The following is a 26,445-nucleotide window of genomic DNA, read 5'->3' on the forward strand; positions in this document are numbered from 1 at the left end:
CGGCGAGCAACCATTCATATTTCCAAAAGGGAGTGATGATGCAAAAGCAATTCAAGCAACTGGTCCTGCTGGCTGCACTGGTGCCGACGTTCGCGATGGCGCAAGCGCTGTCGAATTCCGCACCGGCACCCGCTGCGGCAGCTGCGCCGATCGACGCCGACAAGAAGGCAGCGATCAAGGATCTGCTCGACGCGATCGACGCGCCGAAGCTCGTGTCGGCAATCGGCAACAGCGCCGAAATGCAGGCCAAGCAACTCGTGCCGGCGATCCTGTCGGACGCGCTGTCGGAAAACAAGACGCTGAACGACAAGCAGAAGCAGGCTGCCGTTCCGACGCTGCAGAAGAACGCAGTGCCGAAGCTGGTTGACGGCGCAGGCAAGGTGTTCGGCACGCAGCAGTTCCAGAACGACGCGATGTCGGCTCAGTACGACGCATACGCGAAGTACTACAGCACGTCGGAGATCAAGGATCTGACGACGTTCTACAAGAGCCCGACGGGCCGCAAGTTCATCCAGGTTCAGGATCAGGTCGGTCGCGACGTGGTCAACGGCCTGATGCAGAAGTACATGCCGCAAGCTATCCAGGCAACGCGCACGCAGGCTGACAAGGAAGTCGCAGCAGTCAAGCCGGGCAAGTAAAGCCGTCCAGGCACGCCCCCCGGCCGTTCGGCCGGGTTTGGCGGGAGCCTGGCGACAGTGCGATAATGGCCGTTTGCGCGCGAGCGCAAGCGGCCATTTCTTTTCTGGCGCGTTCTGCCGGCGGCGAGCCGGTCGCGTCCCTCCGAGGTTTTCACGATGCGCGTCTTTAATTTCTCCGCCGGCCCCGCGGCGATGCCCGAGGAAGTGCTGCGGCAAGCTGCCGACGAAATGCTCGACTGGCACGGCAGCGGCATGAGCGTGATGGAGATGAGCCATCGCGGCAAGGAATTCATGTCGATCCACGAGGCCGCGCTGACCGACCTGCGCGACCTGCTCGGCGTGCCGGCCAGTCACCGGATCCTGTTCCTGCAGGGGGGCGGTATCGCGGAAAACGCGATCGTGCCGATGAACCTGCTCGGGTCGCGCAAGACGGCCGACTTCGTCGTCACGGGCTCGTGGTCGCAGAAGTCGTTCAGCGAAGCGAAGAAATACGGCACGCCGCATCTCGCCGCGACCGGCAAGACCGAAGACGGCTTCACGCGTGCGCCCGCGCGCGCCGAATGGCAGCTGTCGGACGATCCGGCGTACGTGCATCTGTGCACCAACGAGACGATCGACGGCGTCGAGACGTTCGAGATTCCCGATCTCGGTGACGTGCCGCTGGTCGCGGACGTCTCGTCGCACATCCTGTCGCGTCCGATGGACGTCGCGAAGTACGGCGTGCTGTTCGGCGGCGCGCAGAAGAACATCGGGATGGCCGGCGTGACGCTCGTGATCGTGCGCGAGGATCTGCTCGACCGCGCGCTGTCGATCTGCCCGTCCGCGTTCGAATGGAAGACCATCGCCGCGAACAACTCGCTGTACAACACGCCGCCCACCTACGCGATCTACATCGCGGGCCTGGTATTCCAGTGGCTGAAGCGGCAGGGTGGCCTCGAAGCGATCGAGGCCCGCAATATCGAAAAAGCGAAGCTGCTCTACGACACGATCGATGCGAGCAGCTTCTATCTGAACAAGGTCGAGCCGGCAGCGCGTTCGCGGATGAACGTGCCGTTTTTCCTGGCCGACGAAACGCGCAACGAAGACTTCCTTGCCGGCGCAAAGGCGCGCGGGCTGCTGCAGCTGAAGGGCCACAAGTCCGTCGGCGGCATGCGGGCGTCGATCTACAACGCGGTGCCGCTCGAGGGCGTGAAAGCGCTCGTCGAGTACATGAAGGACTTCGAGCAGCGCGGCGCCTGACGGCGGCGCTGTTCAAACAGCACGGCAAAACGCATGGACGACGAACTGAATTCCCGCCTGAAACCGCTGCGTGATCGCATCGATGCGATCGACGCGCAGCTGATCGCGCTCCTGAACCAGCGCGCCGCGGTGGCGCTGGAGGTGGGCGAGGTCAAGAAGCATTTCAACGCGCCGGTGTTTCGGCCGGAGCGCGAGCTGCAAGTGATCGCGCGGCTGCAGGACATGAGCGCGGGGCCGCTCGCGAGCGAGCACATCAGCGCCATCTGGCGCGAGATCATGGCCGCGAGCCGTGCACTCGAGCAGACGATCCACGTCGCGTTCCTCGGGCCGGTCGGCACGTACAGCGAGCAGGCGATGCTCGAGTACTTTGGCCAGTCGATCGAAGGGCTGCCGTGCCCGTCGATCGACGAGGTGTTCCGCTCGGTCGAGGCCGGCGCGTCCGCATTCGGCATTGCGCCGGTCGAGAACTCGACCGAAGGCGCCGTGTCTCGAACGCTCGACCTGCTGCTGCAGACACAACTGCTGATCAGCGGCGAGCTCGCGCTCCCGATCCATCACAACCTGCTGACGCAGAGCGGCACGCTCGACGGCGTGAAACGCGTCTGTGCGCATGCGCAGGCGCTCGCGCAATGCCAGCAGTGGCTCGCAGCGAATGCACCGCAGCTCGAGCGGCAGGCGGTAGCGAGCAACGCGGAGGCCGCGCGTCTCGCGGCGGCTGATCCAACCGTCGCGGCGATCGCGGGCGACCGCGCGGCCGCGCACTACGGCTTGCAGATCGCGTTCTCGCTGATCCAGGACGATCCGCACAACCGCACGCGCTTCGTGATCATCGGCAAGCAGCCGGCGGGGCAAAGCGGTCACGACCAGACGTCGCTGATCGTGTCGGTGAAGAACGAGCCGGGCGCCGTTTTCAAGCTGCTCGAGCCGCTCGCACGGCACGGCGTGTCGATGACGCGCTTCGAGTCGCGCCCGGCGCGCGTCGGCACATGGGAGTACTACTTCTACATCGACATCGAGGGGCATCGGGACGATGCGGCAGTTGCGGCCGCGCTCGCGGAACTCGGCCAGAAGGCCGCGTTCCTGAAGATACTCGGTTCGTATCCGCGCGCACGCTGATGCGCGGCGGCCCGTCGCTTGTTCACGCAGGCGTTGGGGCCCGGCGGGCAGGGCAGGCCGGTCGGCGCTGCCGAAGGCGGGTTCGGGCGGCATCCGGCGCAGGTTGTGCCGGATGCGGGCCTGTTGCCCGGAATCTGGAATTCCGCGTGGCGGGCGTCGTCCCGCGCGCGTAACTTGGCTCTTGTCGTGTCAGGCTTTGCATTCAACAAACTGGTCATCTTCGGCGTCGGCCTGATCGGCGGATCGCTGGCCCGCGCACTGCGCGAGCGCGCGCCGGGCGGCGCGGGCGAGGTTGTCGGCGTGGGTCGTTCACGTTCTTCGGTCGAGCGTGCGCTTGCGCTCGGCGTGATCGACCGAGCGGCGGCGCTCGACGACGACGTGCAATTACGTGACGCGCTCGCAGGCGCCGATCTCGTGCTGCTGGCGGCGCCCGTCGCGCAGACGGGGCCGTTGCTCGCGCGCATCGCGCCGTGGCTTGAAGCGGCGACGATCGTCACCGATGCGGGCAGCACCAAGTCCGATGTCGTCGCGGCCGCGCGCGAAGCGCTCGGTGCTCGGGTCGCGCAGTTCGTGCCGGGGCATCCGATCGCCGGTCGCGAGTCGAGCGGCGTCGAGGCCGCGTTGCCGGATCTGTACGTCGGCCGCAACGTCGTGCTGTGCCCGCTGCCGGAGAATGCAATCGAATCGGTCGCGCGGATCGACGCGATGTGGCGTGCGACCGGCGCTGACGTGCGCACGATGAGCACGGAGCAGCACGATCGTGTGTTTGCGTCGATCAGCCATCTGCCGCACGTGTTGTCGTTCGCGCTCGTCGAACAGATCCTCGGCGAGGCCGATGCGGAACTGAAGTTCTCGTACGCGGCGGGCGGCTTCCGCGATTTCACGCGCATCGCGGCGTCGAGCCCGGAGATGTGGCGCGACGTATGCGTCGCGAACCGCGCGGCGCTGCTCGACGAACTCGATGGCTATACGCGCGTGCTCGCGCGGCTGCGCGCGGCGATCGACGCCGGCGACGGCGCGGCGCTCGAAGCGGTGTTCACGCGCTCGCGCGCGGCGCGCAAGGCATGGCAGGAGCGCGGTGGTGCGCCCGCTGCCGAACCGGTCAAGAAATAACAGGACGATTCCCATGGACTATCTCGATCTCGGCCCGTACTCCAGCGCATCGGGCACCGTGCGCCTGCCCGGCTCGAAGAGCATTTCGAACCGCGTGCTGCTGCTCGCGGCGCTTGCCGAAGGCGAAACGACGATCACCAACCTGCTCGACTCCGACGACACGCGCGTGATGCTCGACGCACTCGGCAAGCTGGGGGTGAAGCTCGCGCGCGATGGCGACACCTGCGTCGTCACGGGCACGCGCGGCGCATTCACCGCGAAGACGGCCGACCTGTTCCTCGGCAACGCGGGTACGGCCGTGCGGCCGCTGACCGCCGCGCTCGCGGTGAACGGCGGCGACTATCGCGTGCACGGCGTGCCGCGCATGCACGAGCGGCCGATCGGCGATCTCGTCGACGGCCTGCGGCAGATCGGCGCGCAGATCGACTACGAGCTGAGCGAAGGCTACCCGCCGCTGCGGATCAAGCCCGCGAACATTTCCGTCGACGCGCCGATCCGCGTGCGCGGCGACGTGTCGAGCCAGTTCCTCACGGCGCTGCTGATGACGCTGCCGCTCGTGAAGGCGAAGGACGGCAGGATCGTCGTCGAGGTCGACGGCGAGCTGATCTCGAAGCCGTACATCGACATCACGATCCGGCTGATGGAGCGCTTCGGCGTGACCGTCGAGCGCGACGGCTGGCAGCGCTTCGTCGTGCCGGCCGGCGTCCGCTACCGCTCGCCGGGGCGGATCATGGTCGAGGGCGATGCGTCGTCCGCATCGTATTTCCTCGCGGCCGGCGCACTTGGCGGCGGCCCGCTGCGCGTCGAAGGCGTGGGGCGGGCGAGCATCCAGGGTGACGTCGGTTTCGCGAATGCGCTGATGCAGATGGGCGCGAACGTGACGATGGGCGACGACTGGATCGACGTGCGCGGTATCGGCCACGACCACGGCAAGCTCGAGCCGATCGACATGGACTTCAACCTGATCCCCGATGCGGCGATGACCATTGCGGTCGCGGCGTTGTTCGCGAACGGCACGAGCACGCTGCGCAACATCGCGAGCTGGCGCGTGAAGGAAACCGACCGCATCGCCGCGATGGCGACCGAGCTGCGCAAGGTCGGCGCGATCGTCGAGGAAGGCCCTGACTACCTCGTCGTCACGCCGCCGGAAAAGCTCACGCCGAACGCGGCGATCGACACGTACGACGATCACCGGATGGCGATGTGCTTCTCGCTCGTCAGCCTGGGCGGCGTGCCCGTGCGGATCAACGATCCGAAGTGCGTCGGCAAGACGTTCCCCGACTATTTCGACCGCTTCGCCGCGCTCGCCAAAGCCTGACCCATTTGTTCCGATGAAATCGACCCGACCCTTTCACCCGACTCCCGTCATCACGATCGACGGCCCGACTGCTTCCGGCAAGGGCACCGTCGCCGCGCTCGTCGCCGCGCACCTTGGCTTCCACCTGCTCGACAGCGGCGCGCTGTACCGGCTCGCCGCGCTCGCGAGCGTGCGCTACGGCATTGACGCGGAGGACATCGACGCGCTGGTGAAACTGATCGACGATCTCCACATCACGTTCCGCGAAGGCTGCGCGCAGCTCGACGGCGTCGATGTGTCGAACGACATCCGTGCTGAGGCGGTCGGCAACCGCGCATCGGCGATTGCCGTGCACGGGCCCGTGCGCACCGCGCTCGTCGCGCGCCAGCGCGCGTTCCGCAAGACGCCAGGCCTCGTCGCGGACGGGCGCGACATGGGCACCGTGATCTTCCCGGACGCCGTGCTGAAGGTGTTCCTGACGGCCAGCGCCGAGGCGCGCGCGACCAGGCGGCATAAGCAATTGATGCAAAAAGGTTTTTCTGCTAATATAGATGACTTGCTCCGGGATCTTCGTGACCGTGACGCGCGCGACAGCAATCGCGCGGCCGCACCGCTGAAGCCCGCGGCAGATGCCAAGCTGCTCGATACGTCGGCACTTTCGGTCGACGAAGCAGTCGACCAGGTGCTGCAGTGGTATCGGGCGCTCGGTCAGCCCGCCTGAGAAGGCGGGCAGCGGTAGGTGCCCCGCGTCGCAAGCGCGGAGCGTGTTTCGAACCCTTAACCCCGTGTGGTCTTCGATCTGGCCCTTTCAGCCTGCCATTCCGGCCGGCGTGGCACAGCGAGCCATGCACAATCAGATTTTTATGTCCGACCTGCAAACCTCCAACCCGAATACTGAATCTTTCGCGGCTCTGTTCGAAGAGTCGCTGACCCGCCAAGACATGCGCGCCGGCGAAGTGATTTCCGCCGAAGTCGTGCGCGTCGACCACAACTTCGTGGTCGTCAATGCAGGCCTGAAGTCCGAGGCTTACATTCCGATCGAGGAATTCCTGAACGATCAGGGCGAGGTTGAGGTGCAGTCGGGCGATTTCGTGTCCGTCGCGATCGACGCACTCGAAAACGGCTACGGCGACACGATCCTGTCGCGCGACAAGGCGAAGCGCCTTGCATCGTGGCTGTCGCTGGAAAAGGCTCTCGACAACAACGAACTCGTCACCGGCACGATCACCGGCAAGGTGAAGGGCGGCATGACCGTGATGGTCAACGGCATCCGCGCGTTCCTGCCGGGTTCGCTGGTCGACACGCGTCCGGTCAAGGACACGACCCCGTACGAAGGCAAGACGCTCGAGTTCCGCGTGATCAAGCTCGATCGCAAGCGTAACAACGTCGTGCTGTCGCGTCGTGCAGTGATCGAGGCCACGCAAGGCGAAGAGCGCGCGAAGCTGCTCGAGACGCTGAAGGAAGGCGCGATCGTCAACGGCGTGGTCAAGAACATCACCGACTACGGCGCGTTCGTCGACCTCGGCGGCATCGACGGCCTGCTGCACATCACCGACATCGCATGGCGTCGTGTGCGTCACCCGAGCGAAGTCCTGTCGGTTGGCCAGGAAGTCACCGCGAAGATCCTCAAGTTCGACCAAGAGAAGAACCGCGTCTCGCTGGGCATCAAGCAACTGGGCGACGATCCGTGGGAAGGCATCTCGCGCCGTTACCCGTCGGGCACGCGCCTGTTCGGCAAGGTCACGAACATCACCGACTACGGCGCATTCGTCGAAGTGGAATCGGGCATCGAAGGCCTCGTCCACGTGTCGGAAATGGACTGGACCAACAAGAACGTTGCGCCGTCGAAGGTTGTCCAGCTGGGCGACGAAGTCGAAGTCATGGTCCTCGAGATCGACGAAGACCGTCGTCGTATCAGCCTCGGCATGAAGCAGTGCAAGCCGAATCCGTGGGATGACTTCAGCCGCAACTTCAAGAAGGGCGACAAGATCACGGGCGCAATCAAGTCGATCACCGACTTCGGCGTGTTCATCGGTCTGCCGGGCGGCATCGACGGCCTGGTTCACCTGTCGGACCTGTCGTGGAGCGAAGCTGGCGAAGAAGCTGTTCGCAAGTACAAGAAGGGCGACGAAGTCGAAGCCATCGTGCTCGGTATCGACGTCGAGAAGGAACGTATTTCGCTCGGCATCAAGCAGCTCGAAGGCGACCCGTTCAGCAACTACGTTGCAATGAACGACAAGGGCTCGATCGTCGACGGCGTCGTGAAGACGGTCGATGCGAAGGGTGCGGTCGTTACGCTGACGGGCGACATCGAAGGCTACCTGCGCGCATCGGAAATCTCGCAGGATCGCGTCGAAGACGCACGCAACGTGCTGAAGGAAGGCGACAAGGTCAACGCGATGGTGATCAACATCGATCGCAAGTCGCGCGGCATCAACCTGTCGATCAAGGCGAAGGACTCGGCTGAACAACAGGAAGCGATCCGCGGCCTGCAGTCGGACTCGAGCGCTGCTGCGACCGGTACGACCAACCTCGGCGCGCTGCTGAAGGCGAAGCTCGACGGCCAGAACCAGTAAGCCTCACGAGGTCTGCTGAAGTATGACCAAATCCGAGTTGGTCGCGCAGCTGGCATCGCGATTTCCGCAACTTGTCCTCAAGGATGCGGATTTCGCGGTGAAAACGATGCTCGATGCAATGTCTGACGCCCTGGCGAAAGGGCATCGCATCGAAATTCGGGGTTTCGGCAGCTTTGGCCTCAACCGTCGCCCGGCGCGCGTCGGACGCAACCCGAAGTCAGGGGAGAAAGTGCAGGTGCCCGAGAAGTTCGTGCCGCACTTCAAGCCTGGCAAGGAATTGCGGGAACGCGTCGACGGCCGCGCCGGTGAACCGCTGAAGGCTGACGATCCGGACGACGAGCGTTGAGCGTCATCCGGTTTGCCCGGAACCCATCCGGCGAAGGCTGAAAAGAAAAGCGCCCCTTGCGGGCGCTTTTTTCATTTTCGGCGATCGCCGCGCAACGGGTGCGCGCAGGATCTGCGCAGGCGCGGAAACGCATCCTTTACAATACGGGTCGATTCGGTGCGGCGAAGGGGAGTCGCGCGCCGCGGCAAACCTCAACAAAGAGAGGGCTTCATGAAGTTTATCGTCTGGCTGATCCGGGTATTGGTGTTCGTACTGTTGCTGGTGCTTGCGCTGGCCAATACGCAAACCGCGACGCTGAATTTCGTTGCCGGCTATTCATGGCAAGCGCCGCTGATCCTGATCGGCCTCGCGTTCTTCGCCGTGGGGCTGCTGGCCGGCCTGCTGTCCGCGCTGCCTTCGATCTTCCGTCTGCGTCTCGAGAATGGGCGCCTGAAGCGCGATCTGCGTGCGGCACGCGAAACGCCGGCCGTCATCGACCAGCCGCCGATGCCGCCCGTCATTTAACACGGACGCCGCGCGATAATCGCGCGGTTTTCGTCTCTGCTTCGATATTTCGCATGGATCTGGATTTCTGGTGGTTGCTCGCGATTCCGGTGGCATTCGCGCTTGGTTGGGCGGCGTCACGCTATGACCTGAAGAATCTCCTGTCGGAGAGCGCCAACCTGCCGCGATCGTATTTTCGCGGCCTGAATTTTCTGTTGAACGAACAACCCGACAAGGCGATCGACGCGTTCATCGAGGTCGCCAAGCTCGATCCCGAGACGGTCGAACTGCACTTCGCGCTCGGTAACCTGTTCCGCCGCCGCGGCGAGACCGACCGCGCGATCCGGGTGCACCAGAACCTGCTGAGCCGCACGGACCTGCCGGTCAACGAGCGCGACCACGCGCTGTACGAGCTCGGCCAGGATTTCCTGAAAGCCGGCCTGCTCGATCGTGCGGAGGAGGCGTTTCACAAGCTCGCCGACGGTGATTACGCGCTCGGCGCGCAGCGGGCGCTGCTGACGATCTACGAGATCGAAAAGGACTGGAACAAGTCGATCGATACGGCGAAGCGCATCGAGTCGATGAGCGACAAGCCGCTCGGCGTCGAAATTGCACAGTTCCACTGCGAACTCGCGCAGGACGCGCTGCAGCGCAAGAACGCGGCAGCGGCAGCCGAACAGCTGCGCCTGGCGCTGACCGTGAACCCGCAGAACGTTCGCGCGACGGTCCTGTCCGGCGACGCGGCGCAAGCGGAGGGCAACCATGCGGCCGCGATCGAGCACTGGAAGCGCGTCGAAGCGCAGAATCCGGCCTATCTGCCGCTCGTCGCCGACAAGCTGATGAAGGCGTATGTCGCGCTCGGCAAGAACGCCGAAGGCGCCGAGCTGCTGATGGGGTATGTCGACCGCTATCCGTCGAACGACCTGCTCGACATCGCGTACCAGCACCTCGCGGGGTTGCGTGGCCAGGATGTGGCGCACGCGCTCGCGCGTACGCAGATGGAGAAGTCGCCGAACCTGTCGGGGATGCTGCATCTGCTCGATGCGCAAATCGCCGCAGCCGACGAGCCGCGTCGTAAGGAGCTTGAAATGATGCGTGCGCTGATCAAGCAGCGCACGAAGAATCTGCCACGGTATACGTGCCAGAATTGCGGTTTCCGGGCACGGCTTTTCTATTGGCAGTGCCCCGGATGCAGCGGTTGGGAAACCTATGCGCCGCGCCGCGTCGAACCTGCGATGCCGGGCTGATCCCGGCACGCGGAGCCAACACGCTGCGGTTGCCGCCGGGCTTGTCCCGGCGGCCAAGTTAGTCAATTACCGGGAAGTACCGGAACATCTATGAAAATCACCATCATCGGCACCGGCTACGTCGGTCTCGTCACGGGCGCCTGCCTCGCGGAGATCGGTCACGACGTATTCTGCCTCGACGTCGATCTGCGCAAGATCGACACCCTGAACAACGGCGGGATGCCGATTCACGAACCGGGGCTGCTGGACATTATCGCGCGCAACCGCGCGGCCGGGCGCCTGCGCTTCTCGACCGACATCGAGGCGAGCGTCGCGCACGGCGAGATCCAGTTCATCGCCGTCGGCACGCCGCCCGACGAGGACGGCTCGGCCGACCTGCAGTACGTGCTCGAAGCCGCGCGCAACATCGGCCGCCACATGACGGGCTTCAAGGTGATCGTCGACAAGTCGACGGTGCCGGTCGGCACCGCGCAGCGCGTGCGCGGCGTGGTCGACGAGGCGCTTGCCGCCCGCGGTCTGGCAGGCAGCGTCGCGCATCGCTTCTCGGTCGTGTCGAACCCGGAGTTCCTGAAGGAAGGCGCCGCGGTCGAAGACTTCATGCGTCCGGACCGGATCATCATCGGCGTCGACGACGACGAGACGGGCATGATCGCGCGCGAGAAGATGAAGAAGCTTTACGCGCCGTTCAACCGCAACCATGAGCGCACGATCTACATGGACGTGCGCTCGGCCGAATTCGCGAAATACGCGGCGAACGCGATGCTTGCCACGCGTATCTCGTTCATGAACGAGATGTCGAATCTCGCCGACAAGGTCGGCGCGGACATCGAGGCCGTGCGCCGCGGGATCGGCTCCGATCCGCGCATCGGCTATCACTTCCTGTACGCTGGCGTCGGCTACGGCGGCTCGTGCTTCCCGAAGGACGTCCAGGCGCTGATTCGCACCGCAGGCGAGAACGGCCAGCCGCTGCGCATCCTGGAAGCCGTCGAGGCGGCCAACCATGCGCAGAAGGACGTGCTGATCGGCAAGATCGAGCAGCGCTTCGGCGTTGACCTGACCGGCCGCGAGTTCGCAGTCTGGGGCCTGGCGTTCAAGCCGAACACCGACGACATGCGCGAGGCGCCGAGCCGCCGCCTGATCGCCGCGCTGCTCGAACGCGGCGCGACCGTGCGTGCGTACGATCCGGTCGCGGTCGACGAGGCACGGCGCGTGTTTGCACTCGATTTCGGCACCAACCCGGACGCGCTGGCGCGGCTGCATCTCGTCGAGACGCAGGACATCGCCGTGACGGGCGCGGACGCACTCGTGATCGTGACCGAGTGGAAGGAATTCCGGAGCCCCGACTTCACGCGTCTGAAGGCCGAATTGAAGGCGCCCGTGATCTTCGACGGGCGCAACCTTTATGAGCCGGATGCGATGGCCGAACTGGGCATCGACTACTACGCGATCGGCCGGCCGTATGTCGATCCCCAGTCGTCCACCCGTGGCTGACCCTACGATGAATACTCTCCGCGAAGTCGTTCCGGTGCCGCGCGAGCAGCTCGCGCGCTCGCGCGTGCTGGTCGTCGGCGACGTGATGCTCGACCGTTACTGGTTCGGCAACGTCGATCGCATTTCGCCTGAAGCACCGGTGCCGGTCGTGCATGTGCAGCGTCAGGAAGAGCGCCTTGGCGGTGCAGCGAACGTTGCGCGCAACGCCGTGACGCTCGGCGGACAGGCCGGGTTGCTGTGCGTCGTCGGTTGCGACGAACCCGGCGAGCGGATCGTCGAGCTGCTCGGCAGTAGCGGCGTGACGCCGCATCTCGAGCGCGACCCGGCGCTGCCGACCACGATCAAGCTGCGCGTGCTCGCGCGCCAGCAGCAACTGCTGCGCGTCGACTTCGAGGCCATGCCGACGCATGAGGTGTTGCTCGCGGGGCTCGCACGCTTCGATGCGCTGCTGCCGCAGCACGACGTCGTGCTGATGTCGGATTACGCGAAAGGCGGCCTGACGCACGTCACGACGATGATCGAGAAAGCGCGTGCGGCCGGCAAGTCCGTCCTCGTCGATCCGAAGGGCGACGACTGGGCACGCTATCGTGGTGCGTCGCTGATCACGCCGAATCGCGCGGAACTGCGTGAAGTGGTCGGGCAGTGGAAGTCGGAAGACGATCTGCGCGCGCGCGTTGCGAAGCTGCGCGCGGAGCTCGACATCGACGCGCTGCTGCTCACGCGCTCGGAAGAGGGCATGACGCTCTTTTCCTCCAACGGCGAACTGAACGCACCAGCGCTCGCGCGCGAGGTGTTCGACGTGTCGGGCGCGGGCGATACCGTGATCGCGACGGTTGCGACGATGCTCGGCGCAGGTGTGCCGCTGGTCGATGCCGTCGTGCTCGCGAATCGCGCGGCAGGCATCGTGGTCGGCAAGCTCGGCACGGCCACGGTGGACTACGACGAACTGTTTCACTGAGCGCATGCGGTGGCGCGACGAGCGCGCCGCACGCATGGCTCGCACTTTTCAGGCAGGACGATCATGACCCTCATCGTCACCGGCGCAGCCGGTTTTATCGGCGCGAACATCGTCAAGGCGCTCAACGAGCGCGGCGAGACGCGCATCATCGCGGTCGACAACCTGACGCGCGCGGACAAGTTCCGGAATCTCGTCGATTGCGAGATCGACGACTATCTGGACAAAACGGAATTCGTCGAACGCTTCGCACGCGGCGATTTCGGCAAGGTACGCGCGGTGTTCCACGAAGGCGCCTGTTCGGACACGATGGAAACCGACGGCCGCTACATGATGGACAACAACTTCCGCTACAGCCGCGCGGTGCTCGACACCTGCCTCGCGCAGGGCACGCAGTTCCTGTACGCGTCGTCGGCGGCGATCTACGGCGGCTCGACGCGGTTCGTCGAGGAGCGCGACGTCGAGGCGCCGCTGAATGTCTACGGCTATTCGAAGTTCCTGTTCGACCAGGTGATCCGTCGCGTGCTGCCGACCGCGAAGAGCCAGATCGCCGGCTTCCGCTATTTCAATGTGTACGGCCCGCGCGAAACGCACAAGGGGCGCATGGCGTCGGTCGCGTTCCACAACTTCAACCAGTTCCGTGCGGAAGGCAAGGTGAAGCTGTTCGGCGAGTACAACGGCTATGCACCGGGCGAGCAGACGCGCGACTTCGTGTCGGTCGAGGACGTGACGAAGGTGAATTTGTTCTTCTTCGATCATCCGGAGAAGTCGGGCATCTTCAACCTCGGCACGGGCCGTGCGCAGCCGTTCAACGATATCGCGTCGACGGTCGTGAATACGCTGCGCGCGCTCGACAACCAGCCGCCGCTGACGCTCGCACAGCAGGTCGAGCAAGGGCTGATCGAATACGTGCCGTTTCCCGATGCATTGCGCGGCAAGTACCAGTGCTTCACGCAGGCCGACCAGACGAAGCTGCGCGCGGCCGGTTACGACGCGCCGTTCCTGACCGTGCAGGAAGGCGTCGACCGCTACGTCCGTTGGCTATCCGGCCAGGTTTAAGCGGAAGCGTTGAATCGATAGACTGGGTCTCACGGTCGGCAGCCGCCGGCCGAATTCATCGGAGATCCAGCACATGATCAGGAAATGGTTGGCCGCAGCGGCAATGCTCGGCACGATCGCGTCGGCCTGGGCGGCCGTCGACGTCAACACCGCGAACGAGGATGCGCTCGTCGGCATCAAGGGCATCGGCCCGGCGCGGGCGAAAGCGATTCTCGACGAACGCGGCGCACGCGGTCCGTTCAGGAATGCCGAAGATCTCGCATCACGCGTGAAAGGCATGGGTGGCCATACCGTCGAGCGGCTTCAGCAGGAAGGGCTGACGATAGGCGCGGCCGGCACGAGTGCCGCGCAGCCGGCTGCGGGTAAGCCGCCTGCCGGCAAGCCTGCGGCTGCACCCGCCCGCACCGCACAGAAGTAACGCGCTACGCGCGATCGACAACGAGCTCCTTCAGCCGCCGTCGTTGCGACGGCTTCCCGCGGCATGCCGCGGGTTTTTTGCGTGGGCACGGCGTAGGGCGGCCACGCGTATTCCATCGTCGCAATGGGGTTGCCGGCGCGAGCAGCGGTGCTGGTTTACAATCGATCGATTGATCGGCCTCGTACTCACGGTATATCCATGGCTTACAAAACTATCGAAGACACGATCGGCAATACGCCGCTCGTCCAACTCGTCCGCTTGCCGGACGAGGAGATTCGCGCGCGCAACAACGTGGTGCTCGCGAAGCTCGAAGGCAACAATCCGGCCGGTTCCGTGAAAGATCGTCCGGCACTGTCGATGATCAGCAAGGCCGAGGCGCGCGGGCGCATCAAGCCGGGCGATACGCTGATCGAAGCGACGAGCGGCAATACGGGTATCGCACTCGCGATGGCCGCGGCGATCCGCGGCTACAAGATGGTGCTGATCATGCCGGAAGATCTGTCGGTCGAGCGCCGCCAGAGCATGGCCGCCTACGGTGCCGAAATCATTCTGACGCCGGTGAAGGGCGGGATGGAGCTGGCACGTGATCTCGCGGACCAGATGCAGCGCGAAGGCAAGGGCGTGATCCTCGACCAGTTCGCGAACCCCGACAATCCGATTGCGCACTACGAAGCGACGGGCCCGGAAATCTGGCGCGATACCGAAGGCCGCATCACGCATTTCGTGTCGGCCATGGGCACGACGGGCACGATCATGGGCACGTCGCACTATCTGAAGGAACAGAATCCGGCGATCGAGATCGTCGGTGCGCAGCCGGAAGACGGTTCGCGCATTCCGGGCATCCGCAAGTGGCCGGAGGCATACATGCCGACCATCTTCGATCGCAGCCGAGTCGACCGCGTCGAGAGCGTGAGCCAGGCCGCAGCGGAAACGATGGCGCGCCGGCTCGCGGCTGTTGAAGGCATCTTCGCGGGCATTTCGTCGGGCGGCGCATGTGAAGTCGCGATGCGCATCGCGCGTCAGGTCGAGAATGCGACGATCGTGTTCATCGTCTGCGATCGCGGCGACCGCTACCTGTCCACGGGCGTGTTTCCCGCCTGAACGCGGGCAGGCGCGCGTCGAGCGCGTGCGATAAAAAAGCGCCGCTTGTGCGGCGCTTTTTCGTTGGGCGGGCGATGCTTACTGCGATTGCGTTTCGGTGGCGCTCGGCTGAAGTGCGCCGCTTGCTTCCATCTGTGCCTTCACGGCCTCGCCAAGCTGGTACACGGTGAGCGCGTAGAAGAAGCTGCGGTTGTAGCGCGTCAGCACATAGAAATTCTTGAGACCGAGCATGTACTCGGTCGCGCGCCCCGGTGACGGCAGGTCGACCACCGTCACGGGCGTACCGGCTTCGGTGGTGATGTTGACCGCCGGCTCGTTCAGCGTCATGCCCGCGCGCAGCAGTTGCGACAGCGCCCAGTGCGGTTCAGGCTGGCCGTCGGCGGCGGCCTGGGCGATCCCCAGGCTGCCCGTATCGGGCGTGATCTGCCAGACCACCGGACGGTCGGTTTCCCAGCCGTGCTGCTTCAGGTAGTTCGCGACGCTGCCGATCGCATCGGCAGGGCTGCTTCGCAGGTCGACATGGCCCGTGCCGTCGAAGTCGACCGCATATTCGCGGATACTGCTCGGCAGGAACTGCGGGATCCCGATCGCGCCCGTATACGAGCCGAGCACGGTGGTCGGATCGAGTTGGTTATCGCGGGTCCAGACCAGGAAATCCTCGAGGTTCTTGCGGAACGTCGCCTGGCGGCTGTCGCGATTCGGCGTGTCCGGATAGTCGAACGTCAGCGTCGTCAGCGCGTCGAGCACGCGGAAATTGCCCATGTAGCGGCCGTAGATCGTCTCGACGCCGATGATGCCGACGATCACCTCGGGCGGCACGCCGAATTGCTCGGACGCGCGCTGCAGCGTTGCCTGGTTCGCCTTCCAGAATTTCACGCCCGCGTTGATGCGGATCGGCTCGATGAAGCGCGAGCGATAGACGCGCCAGTTCTTGACTGTCGGCGACGGGGCCGGCTTCACCAGCTTGACGGCCGTTGCCGAATAGCTGATGCGCGAGAACAGCGCATGCAGGCTCGCGGAGTCGAAGCCGTTGCGGCTCACCATCTCGTCGATGAACGCGTCGACCTTCGCGTTGTTCGCGTAGCGCTGCGGAACGATTTCCTCTTCGAAGGTCTGGCCTTGCGGCGTCGGCTGCTGCGGCTGGGCCTGTGCGACGAGCTTGCCCGCGGACTTCGCGGGCTGCGTCTGCGCGCTGGCAGGCGCGGTGCCGAGGGCCGCCACTACAGCGACCGCAACGAGCGGGACGCGAGCGCGGAACAGCGCGGAGAGAAGGGCGGCAGGCTTGCTGGAATTCATGTCGAAGCGGGCGGACAGGGCGATTGGGTTCGGCGCAGTATACCCGACGGATCCGGCGCGCCGGGGCGTGGGGGGCCCCCGTTGTGGTAAGTTAGCGGCGAATTCGCGGCAGACGATGGACATCATTGATGGAGACCTGCGGCGCACCGTGCGCCGTGGATGACAGCTTATGGCAACCGCTTTCTATACGCACCCCGACTGTATGCTGCACGAGATGGGGGAATGGCATCCGGAATGCCCGGCCCGCCTCTCGGCGATCCAGGATCAATTGATCGCGAGCCGCATCGACGACCTGATCGTGCACGAAACCGCACCGTTCGCGAGCGAGGTGGCGCTGGGCCGGGTGCATACGCAGGCGCACATCGACTACATCCGGAGCATGACGCCGGTGGACGGCTACGTCGAGATCGATCCCGATACGCTGATGAACCGCGATACGTGGCGCGCGGCGCTGCGCGCGGCTGGCGCCGCGATCGCGGCGACCGACGCGGTGATCGAAGGCCGCTATGCGAATGCGTTCTGCGGCGTGCGCCCACCCGGCCACCATGCGGAGCCCGCGCGCGCGATGGGTTTCTGCTTCTTCAACAACGTCGCGATTGCCGCGCGGCATGCGCTCGATGTACACGGTCTCGAGCGTGTGGCGATCATCGATTTCGACGTGCACCATGGCAACGGCACCGAAGCCGCGTTCGCGAACGACGAGCGCGTGCTGATGTGCAGCTTCTTCCAGCATCCGCTGTATCCGTTCTCGGGCGTCGATCACCAGGCCCCGAACATGGTCAACCTGCCGATGCCCGCGCGCAGCAACGGGATGGCGATCCGCGAAGCCGTCGACATGTTCTGGCTGCCGCGCCTCGATGCGTTCAAGCCGCAGATGCTGTTCGTGTCGGCGGGTTTCGACGCGCATCGCGAGGACGACATCGGCAACCTCGGCCTCGTCGAAGCCGACTTCGAATGGCTGACCGCGCAGATCGTCGACGTGGCGCGGCGGCATGCGCAGGGCCGCATCGTGAGCTGCCTCGAAGGCGGCTACAACCTGTCCGCGCTCGGGCGCAGCGTGGTCGCACACCTGCGCGTGCTGGCCGGCATCTGATGACCGACTGACCGGCCGGGCCGGGCGCGCTCAGCGCGCCGGCACGCGTGCGTGAATCCACGCGATCAACGCGTCGATCACGCGATCGCGTTCGAGATCGTTCATCGTTTCGTGAAAGCCGCCTTCATGTAGCGTCAGCGTGCGATCGGGCGAGCCGACGTGCGCGCCGAACGCCCGGCTGCCGTCGGGCTCGGTCAGCTTGTCCTCGGTACCGTGATAGACGAGCACCGGAACGCGGAGCCCAGCGCGGCCGCTTTCGATGCGTGCCATCGCGTCGAGAATCTCCGCACCGGTGCGCGCGGGTACCGCGCCGTGATGCACGAGCGGATCGGCGCGATTGGCCGCGACGACGGCCGGATCGCGCGACAGCAGCGCTGCATCGATCTTGATTGCGGGGAAGGTCGGCCATACGCGGCTGATGACGCGGCTCACCGCGAGCATCCAGCGCGGCACGTCGCGCCCCGGCGCTAGCGCCGGGCTCGACAGCACGAGGCCCGTCAGCGCGTGGTCACGTGCCGGCGCACGTTCGATTGCGTAAAGCGCCGCGATCGCGCCACCCATGCTGTGCCCCATCAGGAACAGCGGCGAATTGCCGCGCGCGGCTTCGGCGACCAGCGCGTCCGCGTCGTTCAGGTAGCCGTCGAAGCGCTCGACCCAGGCGCGCTTGCCGGGTGACTGGCCATGCCCGCGCAGGTCGATCGCGAGCACGTCGATGCCGGCTGCATTCAACCGGCCGGCGAGTGCGGCGTAGCGGCCCGCGTGTTCGGCAAGACCGTGCACGAGCGCGATCGTCGCGCGCGGCGGCGTGGTGCCGTCGCCGGCCGGCCAGCGGTACGACGCCAGTTCGAGCCCGTCCGCAGTACGCAGCCGGCCCATGGTCGGCGCGGGCGACGACGAAGGTGCCGGTCCGGCGGTGGCGGGTGCGGCAGCCGGCGAAGTGGTGGCGGTCATCTGGCGTGTCCCCTGTCGGTTGGTCGGTGTTCCGGATCATAGTCGCGGCACCGTCGCGGCGCGCCAACGGCGCTCCTCTAATTTCGTGTGGTTATGAAAAGATCGAAATCGATTATTAAGGGGAATGAGGGGTTTGCGGTAAAATCGCCGGCTATTCCAGATGCATCGGTGGCCGACTGGCGGGCCTGCTCGCCAGCCGGCCATCGTTTTGTTTACATGATCGAATTACGCAATCTTTCGCAGCGATTTCCCGGGCCGAGCGGCTGGGTCGAGGCGCTGCACAACGTCAACCTGACGATCCCGCAGGGCGAGGTGTTCGGCATCATCGGCCGAAGCGGCGCCGGCAAGAGCACGCTCGTGCGCACCATCAACCTGCTCACGCGGCCGACCGAAGGCAATGTCGTCGTCGGCGGGCGCGATCTCACGCTGCTGCCGGCTGGCGCGCTGCGCGAGGCGCGCCGCGAGATCGGCATGATCTTCCAGCACTTCAACCTGCTGTCGTCGCGCACGGTGTTCGACAACGTCGCACTGCCGCTGGAACTGGCCGGCGCAAGCCGTGCCGAGATCGAGGCCGCCGTGCTCCCGCTGCTCGACCTCGTCGGGCTGTCCGCGCAAAAGGATCGCTATCCGTCGCAGATCAGCGGCGGGCAGAAGCAGCGCGTCGGCATCGCACGCGCGCTCGCGAGCCAGCCCAAGGTGCTGCTGTCGGACGAAGCGACGTCCGCGCTCGATCCCGAGACCACGCGTTCGATCCTCGACCTGCTGAAGCGCATCAACCGCGAACTCGGCCTGACGATCGTGCTGATCACGCACCAGATGGAAGTGATCAAGCAGGTGTGCGATCGCGTCGCGGTGCTCGATGCGGGGCGTGTGGTCGAGGAAGGCCGCGTGATCGACGTGTTCCTGCAGCCGCATCACGAAGTGACGCGCGCGCTGATCGGCGACGTGATTGCTCAGGAACTGCCGCCCGCGCTGAAGGCGCGCGTGGCCGAGCGGCTGAAGACCGGCAGCGGGCATCTGCTGCGGCTTGCGTTCACCGGCTCGGGTGTCGACCAGCCGATCCTGTCGGAGACGATCCGCCGGTACGAACTCGATTTCAACATCCTGCACGGCCAGATCGACGAGATCCAGGGGCAGGCATTCGGTTCGCTCGCGGTGCTCGCGGGCGGCGAGCCGGGCAAGGTCGGGCAGGCGCTCGCGTTCCTGCGCGAGCAAGGTGTGGTGGTAGAGGAGCTTTCGTATGTTGAGTGAGATGTTCGATATGTTCGTGCAGTCGTTCTGGGAGACGCTGATCATGGTCGGCATCTCCGGGGCGGTCGGCGCGCTCGTCGGCCTGCCGCTCGGCGTGCTGCTTTACCTGACCGACCGCCAGGGCGTGCTGCAGAACCTCGCGGTGAATCGTGTGCTCGGCGGCATCGTGAATGCCGTCCGCTCGACGCCGTTCATCATCCTGCTGGTCGCGGTGATTCCGTTTACGCGGCTCGTCACGGGTTCGTCGATCGGCACGGCCGCGGCGGTCGTGCCGCTGACGCTCGCTGCCGCGCCGTTCATCGCGCGTCTCGTCGAGACGGCGTTGCGCGAAGTCGACCGCGGGCTGATCGAGGCTGCGCAGTCGATGGGCGCGACCACGTCGCAGATCGTCTTCAAGGTGCTGCTGCCCGAATCGCTGCCGGGCGTCGTCGCGGGCCTGACGATCACGTTCGTGTCGCTGGTCGGCTATTCGGCAATGGCGGGCGCGATCGGCGGCGGCGGCCTCGGCGATCTCGGGATCCGCTACGGCTACCAGCGCTATCTGCCCGAAGTGATGTGGACGGTGGTTGCGATCCTGATCGTGTTCGTGCAGATCGTGCAGTCGTTCGGCGACTGGCTCGTCCGTCGGCTGAGCCACAAGTAAAACAAGGTTGATTCGCTAGGGGACACTCGATGCAACGACGCTTCATGCTGAAATTCGCGGCGGCACTGGGCGCGGCCGCGCTGTTCGCGGGCGCGCACGCGCAGGCCGAAACCATCAAGGTGGGCGTGACGGGCGGGCCGCACGCGCAGATCATGGAGGCGGTGAAGAAGGTCGCGGCGAAGAGCGGCCTCGACATCCGCATCGTCGAATTCTCCGATTACGTGCAGCCGAACGCCGCGCTCGCGTCGGGCGACCTCGACGCGAACAGCTACCAGCACGATCCCTATCTGCAGGCGCAGGTGAAGGATCGCGGCTACAAGCTGATCAAGGTCGCGGATACCGTCACGTTTCCGATGGGCATCTATTCGAAGCGCGTGAAGTCGCTGGCCGAACTGAAGCCCGGCGCGCGCATCGCGATTCCGAACGATCCGACCAACGGCGGTCGTGCGCTCCTGTTGCTGCAAAAGCAGGGCCTGCTGAAGCTGCGCGCGGATGCGGGGCTGAAGGCGACGCCGCTCGATATCGTCGACAATCCGCGCAAGCTGAAGATCGTCGAACTTGATGCGGCGCAGATTCCGCGCTCGCTCGGTGACGTCGACGCAGCCGCGATCAATACCAACTACGCGATGGAAGCGGGGTTGAAACCGAAACAGGACGCGATCGCGATCGAGGGTCCGAACGGCCCGTACGCGAACATCCTCGCGATCCGCGAGGCGGACCGGAACAAGCCGTGGGTCGCGAAACTGGTCGCGGCCTATCATTCGGCCGATGTGAAGCAGTTCATCGAAGGCAAGTTCGGCGGTGCGGTTATTGCCGCCTGGTAACAGGCGAGGCACGGGGCGCCCGGCGAGATTAGAGTTGATGATCGAAAACCCGGGCTTTGCGTCCGGGTTTTTTCTCTTTTAAAATAGAACGACCGTTCGCTATCATTGGCGCGTCGCCAAGAAGCGGTATCCTCGACAGCCACGAAGGTTGGGTCCGCTTGGCCGCGCAGTCATGAGGCCTCGCTATAGAATGGCCTCTGGTCGTATTCGTAACTTTGGAGCGTGTGCATGAAAATCCTGGTGCCAGTGAAAAGAGTGGTCGATTACAACGTGAAGGTCCGCGTGAAGTCGGACAACACGGGCGTCGACATCGCGAACGTGAAGATGTCGATGAACCCGTTCGACGAAATCGCGGTTGAAGAAGCCGTGCGCCTGAAGGAAGCGGGCGTGGCGACCGAAGTGATCGCCGTGTCGGTGGGTGTCGCGCAAGCGCAGGAGACGTTGCGTACGGCGCTGGCGATCGGCGCGGATCGCGCGATCCTCGTCGAATCGACCGACAGCGTCGAGCCGCTGGGCGTCGCGAAGATCCTGAAAGCGCTGGTCGACAAGGAACAGCCGCAACTGGTGATCCTCGGCAAGCAGGCAATCGACGACGATTCGAACCAGACGGGCCAGATGCTGGCGGCGCTGGCAGGCCTCCCGCAAGCGACGTTCGCATCGAAGGTCACGGTGGCCGACGGCAAGGCAACGGTCGCACGCGAAGTCGACGGCGGCGCGGAAACGCTGTCGCTGACGCTGCCGGCGGTGATCACGACCGACCTGCGCCTGAACGAGCCGCGTTATGTGACGCTGCCGAACATCATGAAGGCGAAGAAGAAGCCGCTGGAAACCGTGAAGCCGGAAGACCTGGGCGTGGATGTGGCGCCGCGTCTGAAGACGCTGAAGGTGGTCGAGCCGCCGAAGCGCGCGGCCGGCGTGAAGGTGCCGGACGTGAAGACGCTGGTCGAGAAGCTGAAGACCGAAGCCAAGGTGCTGTAAGAGGGAGCGGAAAGAAATGACGATTCTGGTGATTGCAGAACACGACAACGCGTCGATCAAGGCCGCGACGCTGAACACGGTGGCGGCGGCAGCGAAGATTGGCGGCGACATTCACGTGCTGGTCGCGGGCCACAACGCGCAGGGTGCAGCCGACGCGGCAGCGAAGATCGCAGGCGTGTCGAAGGTACTCCTGGCCGACGCGCCGCAACTCGAAGCGGGCCTAGCGGAAAACGTCGAAGCGACCGCGCTGAACATCGCGAAGGATTACTCGCACATCCTCGCGCCGGCGACGGCCTACGGCAAGAACATCGCGCCGCGTATCGCCGCGAAGCTGGACGTCGCGCAGATCTCCGATATCACGGCTGTTGACAGTGCCGACACGTTCGAGCGCCCGATCTACGCGGGCAACGCGATCGCGACGGTGCAGTCGAGCGACCCGATCAAGGTCATCACGGTGCGTGCGACGGGTTTCGATCCGGTTGCTGCGGAAGGCGGCAGCGCGTCGGTCGAGAAGATCGAAGCGGCGGCAGATGCAGGCAAGTCGCAGTTCGTGAGCCGTGAGGTGACGAAGCTGGACCGTCCGGAACTCACGAGCGCAAGCATCATCGTGTCGGGCGGCCGCGGCCTGGGCAGCGGCGAGAACTACACGAAGGTGCTGGAGCCGCTGGCGGACAAGCTGAGCGCGGCACTGGGCGCTTCGCGCGCGGCAGTCGACGCCGGCTACGTGCCGAACGACTACCAGGTCGGCCAGACCGGCAAGATCGTCGCACCGCAGCTGTACATCGCGGTCGGCATCTCGGGTGCGATCCAGCATCTGGCCGGCATGAAGGATTCGAAGGTGATCGTGGCGATCAACAAGGATCCGGAAGCACCGATCTTCAGCGTGGCCGACTACGGCCTCGTCGGCGATCTGTTCACGCTCGTGCCGGAACTCGTGGCCGAGCTCGGCTAACGCAGTGTGACGCTTCGGCGGTAAGCACACGAGAAGAGGGGGCGCGACGAGCGCCCCTTTTTTTCGCCATCGACAGAAGAGAGAAGAGGGAGACACACATGAGCTATCACGCCCCCGTCAAGGACATGCTGTTCGTGCTGAAGGAACTGGCCGGCATCGACGCCGTTGCGCAGTTGCCTGGCTTCGAGGATGCCGGCTACGACACGGCGCAGGCCGTGCTCGACGAATCCGCGAAATTCTGCGGCGAGGTGCTGGCCCCGCTGAACGTCGAAGGCGACCGCAACCCGAGCAGCTGGAAGGACGGCGTCGTGACCGCGACGCCGGGCTTCGGCGACGCGTTCCGCCAGTTCGTCGAAGGCGGCTGGCAGGGGCTGCAGCATCCGGCCGAATACGACGGCCAGGGGCTGCCGAAGCTGATCGCGACGCCGTGCATCGAGATGCTGAACGCGTCGAACCTGTCGTTCGCGCTGTGCCCGCTGCTCACCGACGGCGCGATCGAGGCGCTGCTGACGGCCGGCACCGACGAGCAGAAGCAGCGCTACGTGCCGAAGCTGATCTCGGGCGAATGGACCGGCACGATGAACCTGACCGAGCCGCAGGCGGGCTCCGATCTGGCGCTGGTGCGCTCGCGCGCGGAGCCGCAGGGCGACGGCACGTACAAGGTGTTCGGCACGAAGATCTTCATCACGTGGGGCGAGCACGACATGGCGGAGAACATCGTCCACCTGGTGCTGGCGCGCACGCCGAACGCACCGGAGGGCGTGAAGGGCATCTCGCTGTTCATCGTGCCGAAGTTCCTGGTCAACGACGACGGCTCGCTGGGCGCGCGCAACGACGTACACTGCGTGTCGATCGAGCACAAGCTCGGGATCAAGGCGAGCCCGACGGCGGTGCTGCAATATGGCGACCATGGCGGCGCGATCGGCTACCTGGTCGGCGAGGAAAACCGCGGCCTCGAATACATGTTCATCATGATGAACGCGGCGCGCTTCGGGGTCGGGATGCAGGGGATCGGCGTGGCCGACCGTGCGTACCAGAAGGCGGCGGAATTCGCGAAGGAGCGCGTGCAGAGCCGCCCGGTGGACGGTTCGGCCAGGCAGTCGGTGACGATCATCCATCACCCGGACGTGCGCCGCATGCTCGGCACGATGCGTGCGCTGACCGAAGGCGCGCGGGCGCTGGCCTACGTGGCCGCCGCGCACAGCGACATTGCCCACCGCCATTCGGACGAGGCGACGCGTGCGCGTCATCAGGCAATCTACGAGTATCTGGTGCCGGTGGTGAAGGGCTGGAGCACGGAGATGGTGAACGACGTGGCGAGCCTGGGCGTGCAGGTGCACGGCGGGATGGGCTTCATCGAGGAGACGGGCGCGGCGCAGTATTACCGCGATGCACGTATCCTGGCGATCTACGAGGGCACGACGGCGATCCAGGCGAACGACCTGGTGGGCCGCAAGACGATGCGCGACGGCGGCGCGGTGGCGAAGGCGCTGATCGCGGAGATCGGCGAGACGGTGGCGGCGCTGGGCAAGCTGGACGGCGCGGCGGCCGCGTCGGTGAAGGCGCAACTGGAGAAGGGCGCGAAGGCGCTGTCGTCGGTGGTGGATTACGTGGTGGCGAACGTGAAGCAGGACCCGAACGCGGTGTTCGCGGGCAGCGTGCCGTACCTGAAGCTGGCGGGCGTGGTGCTGTGCGGGTGGCAGATGGGCCGCGCGCTGGTGGCCGCGCAGGCGAAGCGCGCGAGCGACCCGGCGTTCTTCGATGCGAAGATCGCGATCGCGCAGTGCTACGCGGAGCACGTGCTGGTGCAGGCCGGCGCGCTCGAAGCGTCGATCGTCGGCACGAAAGGCAACGAGGGCGTGCTCGCGTTGACGGAAGACCAGTTCTGATCGGCTGGCGATTCGATGAAATGAGAAAGGCGCCCCCGAGGCGCCTTTCTATTTGATGCCTGCCGGCCTGTATGGCCGCGGGCGTCGTCGGCTTATGCGTATGCCGGGCGCGTCGGGCCGGCCACGTCCTTCAGGTAACGATGCACCGACAGGTCGTCGGCCTGGATCGCGGGCATCTTGCCCGAGATCAGGTCCGCGAGCAGCTGGCCTGAGCCGCACGACATCGTCCAGCCGAGCGTGCCGTGGCCGGTGTTCAGGAACAGGTTCGACACCGGCGTGCGGCCGACGATCGGCGTGCCGTCCGGCGTCATCGGGCGCAGGCCCGTCCAGAACGTCGCCTTTGACGTGTCGCCGCCACCCGGGAACAGGTCGTTCACGCACATTTCGAGCGTTTCGCGGCGCGCGGCGCGCAGCTTCTTGTCGAAGCCGACGATTTCCGCCATGCCGCCGACGCGGATGCGCTGGTCGAAACGCGTGATTGCGATCTTGTAGGTCTCGTCGAGCACGGTCGACACGGGCGCGGCCGCTTCGTTGACGATCGGCGCGGTGATCGAATAGCCCTTCAGCGGATAGACGGGAATCTTCATCAGGTTCGAGATGAAGCGGGTCGAGTACGAGCCGAGCGCGACGACGTACGCGTCCGCGCGCACCGTCTCGCTGCCGCACTGCACGCCGGCGATCTTGCCGCCCGCGATCGCGAGCGCATCGATCGGCGTGTTGTAGCGGAATTTCACGCCGAGCGATTCCGCAAGCGCGGCAAGGCGCGTCGTGAACAGCTGGCAGTCGCCCGTTTCGTCACCCGGCAAGCGCAGGCCGCCCGTCAGCTTGTGCGAGACGGCGGCGAGTGCCGGTTCGGCTTTCTTCAGGTCGGCCGGCGACAGCAGTTCGAACGGCACGTTCGCTTCCTGCAGGACGGCGATGTCCTTCGCCGCGCCGTCGAGTTGCTGCTGCGTGCGGAACAACTGCAGCGTGCCGCCCGTGCGCCCTTCGTACCGGATGCCGGTATCGGCGCGCAGCGCCTGCAGGCAGTCGCGGCTGTATTCGGCGAGGCGGACCATGCGGCCCTTGTTGACTGCATAGCGCTCGGCCGTGCAGTTGCGCAGCATCTGGTACATCCACTGGAGCTGGAAGCGCGTGCCGTCGAGGCGGATTGCGAGCGGCGCATGCTTTTCGAACATCCACTTGACGGCCTTCAGCGGAACGCCGGGTGCGGCCCACGGCGCGGCATAGCCGGGGGAGATCTGGCCTGCGTTCGCGAAGCTCGTCTCGAGCGCCGGGCCTGCCTCCCGGTCGATCACCGTGACTTCATGACCGGCGCGCGCGAGGTAATACGCGCTTGCCACGCCCACCACACCGCTGCCCAGAATGACGACTCGCATAGCTGCTCCAGATGGAAGGGACCAGATCGAGGCCGGGCGCACAGGCGGCTCCGTGTAACCTCTAGCTGATCTAGTTTTTTGCGCTATGGTATTGTCGAATGTGTAGGTTT

Annotated in this window: 25 protein-coding genes; 22 read left to right on the forward strand and 3 right to left on the reverse strand. The window is 65.4% G+C overall.

From position 1 onward, the window contains the following. Positions 1-38 precede the first annotated feature (38 nt). From LGN17_RS06740 to cysM, 15 genes are all read left to right on the forward strand, one after another. Positions 39-638, forward strand: a complete 600-nt coding sequence (locus LGN17_RS06740) for a DUF2059 domain-containing protein (RefSeq protein WP_021157463.1) — start codon at positions 39-41, stop codon at positions 636-638. A gap of 156 nt (positions 639-794) precedes the next feature. After that, entirely contained in the window at positions 795-1,877 is a 1,083-nt protein-coding gene (gene serC / locus LGN17_RS06745; protein WP_089460586.1) for a 3-phosphoserine/phosphohydroxythreonine transaminase, read from the forward strand. A gap of 33 nt (positions 1,878-1,910) precedes the next feature. Beyond that, the gene (gene pheA / locus LGN17_RS06750) at positions 1,911-2,993 is read left to right on the forward strand and encodes a prephenate dehydratase (RefSeq protein ID WP_124669188.1); all 1,083 of its coding nucleotides are present in this window, start codon (positions 1,911-1,913) and stop codon (positions 2,991-2,993) included. 186 nt (positions 2,994-3,179) lie between these two features. Continuing rightward, positions 3,180-4,106 (forward strand): prephenate dehydrogenase/arogenate dehydrogenase family protein, encoded by a 927-nt coding sequence (locus tag LGN17_RS06755; protein WP_226195635.1) that lies wholly within the window; start codon positions 3,180-3,182, stop codon positions 4,104-4,106. Between the two features lie 13 nt (positions 4,107-4,119). Beyond that, positions 4,120-5,424 (forward strand): 3-phosphoshikimate 1-carboxyvinyltransferase, encoded by a 1,305-nt coding sequence (aroA, locus tag LGN17_RS06760; RefSeq protein ID WP_226195636.1) that lies wholly within the window; start codon positions 4,120-4,122, stop codon positions 5,422-5,424. Positions 5,425-5,437: 13 nt separating this feature from the next. Next, a complete protein-coding gene (cmk, locus tag LGN17_RS06765; RefSeq protein ID WP_226195637.1) occupies positions 5,438-6,124 on the forward strand; it encodes a (d)CMP kinase in 687 nt (228 codons plus the stop codon). 142 nt (positions 6,125-6,266) lie between these two features. Continuing rightward, positions 6,267-7,979 carry a 30S ribosomal protein S1 gene (rpsA, locus tag LGN17_RS06770; protein WP_069257957.1) on the forward strand — a complete coding sequence of 571 codons (1,713 nt, stop codon included), beginning with the start codon at positions 6,267-6,269 and terminating at the stop codon, positions 7,977-7,979. A gap of 22 nt (positions 7,980-8,001) precedes the next feature. After that, the gene (locus tag LGN17_RS06775; RefSeq protein ID WP_006486894.1) at positions 8,002-8,325 is read left to right on the forward strand and encodes an integration host factor subunit beta; all 324 of its coding nucleotides are present in this window, start codon (positions 8,002-8,004) and stop codon (positions 8,323-8,325) included. A 210-nt stretch (positions 8,326-8,535) separates the two neighbouring features. After that, entirely contained in the window at positions 8,536-8,829 is a 294-nt protein-coding gene (locus tag LGN17_RS06780) for a lipopolysaccharide assembly protein LapA domain-containing protein (protein ID WP_021157458.1), read from the forward strand. Between the two features lie 53 nt (positions 8,830-8,882). Further along, positions 8,883-10,055: a lipopolysaccharide assembly protein LapB gene (gene lapB, locus LGN17_RS06785; protein ID WP_226195638.1), complete on the forward strand. Its 1,173-nt coding sequence runs from the start codon at positions 8,883-8,885 to the stop codon at positions 10,053-10,055. Between the two features lie 90 nt (positions 10,056-10,145). Next, positions 10,146-11,546 (forward strand): UDP-glucose dehydrogenase family protein, encoded by a 1,401-nt coding sequence (locus LGN17_RS06790; protein ID WP_226195639.1) that lies wholly within the window; start codon positions 10,146-10,148, stop codon positions 11,544-11,546. A 7-nt stretch (positions 11,547-11,553) separates the two neighbouring features. Beyond that, positions 11,554-12,504 (forward strand): D-glycero-beta-D-manno-heptose-7-phosphate kinase, encoded by a 951-nt coding sequence (gene rfaE1 / locus LGN17_RS06795; RefSeq protein WP_226195640.1) that lies wholly within the window; start codon positions 11,554-11,556, stop codon positions 12,502-12,504. A gap of 63 nt (positions 12,505-12,567) precedes the next feature. Continuing rightward, positions 12,568-13,560: an ADP-glyceromanno-heptose 6-epimerase gene (gene rfaD, locus LGN17_RS06800; RefSeq protein ID WP_011351340.1), complete on the forward strand. Its 993-nt coding sequence runs from the start codon at positions 12,568-12,570 to the stop codon at positions 13,558-13,560. Positions 13,561-13,633: 73 nt separating this feature from the next. Beyond that, complete coding sequence (locus tag LGN17_RS06805; RefSeq protein ID WP_226195641.1) at positions 13,634-13,978, forward strand: ComEA family DNA-binding protein; 345 nt, start codon at positions 13,634-13,636, stop codon at positions 13,976-13,978. Between the two features lie 198 nt (positions 13,979-14,176). Then, positions 14,177-15,079, forward strand: coding sequence for a cysteine synthase CysM (gene cysM, locus LGN17_RS06810; RefSeq protein WP_175967143.1), 903 nt, complete (start codon positions 14,177-14,179; stop codon positions 15,077-15,079). A 78-nt stretch (positions 15,080-15,157) separates the two neighbouring features. Here the strand turns inward: cysM and mltB are convergent, their stop codons facing one another. After that, complete coding sequence (mltB, locus tag LGN17_RS06815; protein WP_226195642.1) at positions 15,158-16,501, reverse strand: lytic murein transglycosylase B; 1,344 nt, start codon at positions 16,499-16,501, stop codon at positions 15,158-15,160. A 43-nt stretch (positions 16,502-16,544) separates the two neighbouring features. On the opposite strand from mltB, the gene LGN17_RS06820 reads away from it, so the two are divergent. After that, the gene (locus LGN17_RS06820; RefSeq protein WP_011351344.1) at positions 16,545-17,468 is read left to right on the forward strand and encodes a histone deacetylase family protein; all 924 of its coding nucleotides are present in this window, start codon (positions 16,545-16,547) and stop codon (positions 17,466-17,468) included. Positions 17,469-17,498: 30 nt separating this feature from the next. Here LGN17_RS06820 and LGN17_RS06825 read toward each other — a convergent pair whose 3' ends face one another. Beyond that, the gene (locus LGN17_RS06825) at positions 17,499-18,419 is read right to left on the reverse strand and encodes an alpha/beta hydrolase (protein ID WP_226195643.1); all 921 of its coding nucleotides are present in this window, start codon (positions 18,417-18,419) and stop codon (positions 17,499-17,501) included. A gap of 216 nt (positions 18,420-18,635) precedes the next feature. On the opposite strand from LGN17_RS06825, the gene LGN17_RS06830 reads away from it, so the two are divergent. The 6 genes from LGN17_RS06830 (at position 18,636) to LGN17_RS06855 (ending at position 24,956) form a co-directional block, all read left to right on the forward strand. Continuing rightward, positions 18,636-19,670 carry a methionine ABC transporter ATP-binding protein gene (locus LGN17_RS06830; RefSeq protein ID WP_175951676.1) on the forward strand — a complete coding sequence of 345 codons (1,035 nt, stop codon included), beginning with the start codon at positions 18,636-18,638 and terminating at the stop codon, positions 19,668-19,670. Beyond that, a complete protein-coding gene (locus LGN17_RS06835; protein ID WP_006486982.1) occupies positions 19,660-20,313 on the forward strand; it encodes a methionine ABC transporter permease in 654 nt (217 codons plus the stop codon). The genes LGN17_RS06830 and LGN17_RS06835 overlap by 11 nt, the downstream gene beginning before the upstream one ends. Before the next feature lie 29 nt (positions 20,314-20,342). Next, the gene (locus tag LGN17_RS06840; protein ID WP_175967147.1) at positions 20,343-21,137 is read left to right on the forward strand and encodes a MetQ/NlpA family ABC transporter substrate-binding protein; all 795 of its coding nucleotides are present in this window, start codon (positions 20,343-20,345) and stop codon (positions 21,135-21,137) included. Between the two features lie 228 nt (positions 21,138-21,365). After that, entirely contained in the window at positions 21,366-22,115 is a 750-nt protein-coding gene (locus tag LGN17_RS06845; protein ID WP_175951678.1) for an electron transfer flavoprotein subunit beta/FixA family protein, read from the forward strand. A gap of 16 nt (positions 22,116-22,131) precedes the next feature. Beyond that, positions 22,132-23,067: an electron transfer flavoprotein subunit alpha/FixB family protein gene (locus LGN17_RS06850; protein WP_226195644.1), complete on the forward strand. Its 936-nt coding sequence runs from the start codon at positions 22,132-22,134 to the stop codon at positions 23,065-23,067. Positions 23,068-23,165: 98 nt separating this feature from the next. Beyond that, positions 23,166-24,956: an acyl-CoA dehydrogenase gene (locus tag LGN17_RS06855; protein ID WP_226195645.1), complete on the forward strand. Its 1,791-nt coding sequence runs from the start codon at positions 23,166-23,168 to the stop codon at positions 24,954-24,956. Between the two features lie 92 nt (positions 24,957-25,048). Here the strand turns inward: LGN17_RS06855 and LGN17_RS06860 are convergent, their stop codons facing one another. Further along, a complete protein-coding gene (locus LGN17_RS06860) occupies positions 25,049-26,335 on the reverse strand; it encodes a D-amino acid dehydrogenase (RefSeq protein ID WP_226195646.1) in 1,287 nt (428 codons plus the stop codon). Between the last annotated feature and the right edge of the window lie 110 nt (positions 26,336-26,445).

This window comes from Burkholderia sp. AU30280, assembly GCF_020420125.1.
GTDB lineage: Bacteria > Pseudomonadota > Gammaproteobacteria > Burkholderiales > Burkholderiaceae > Burkholderia.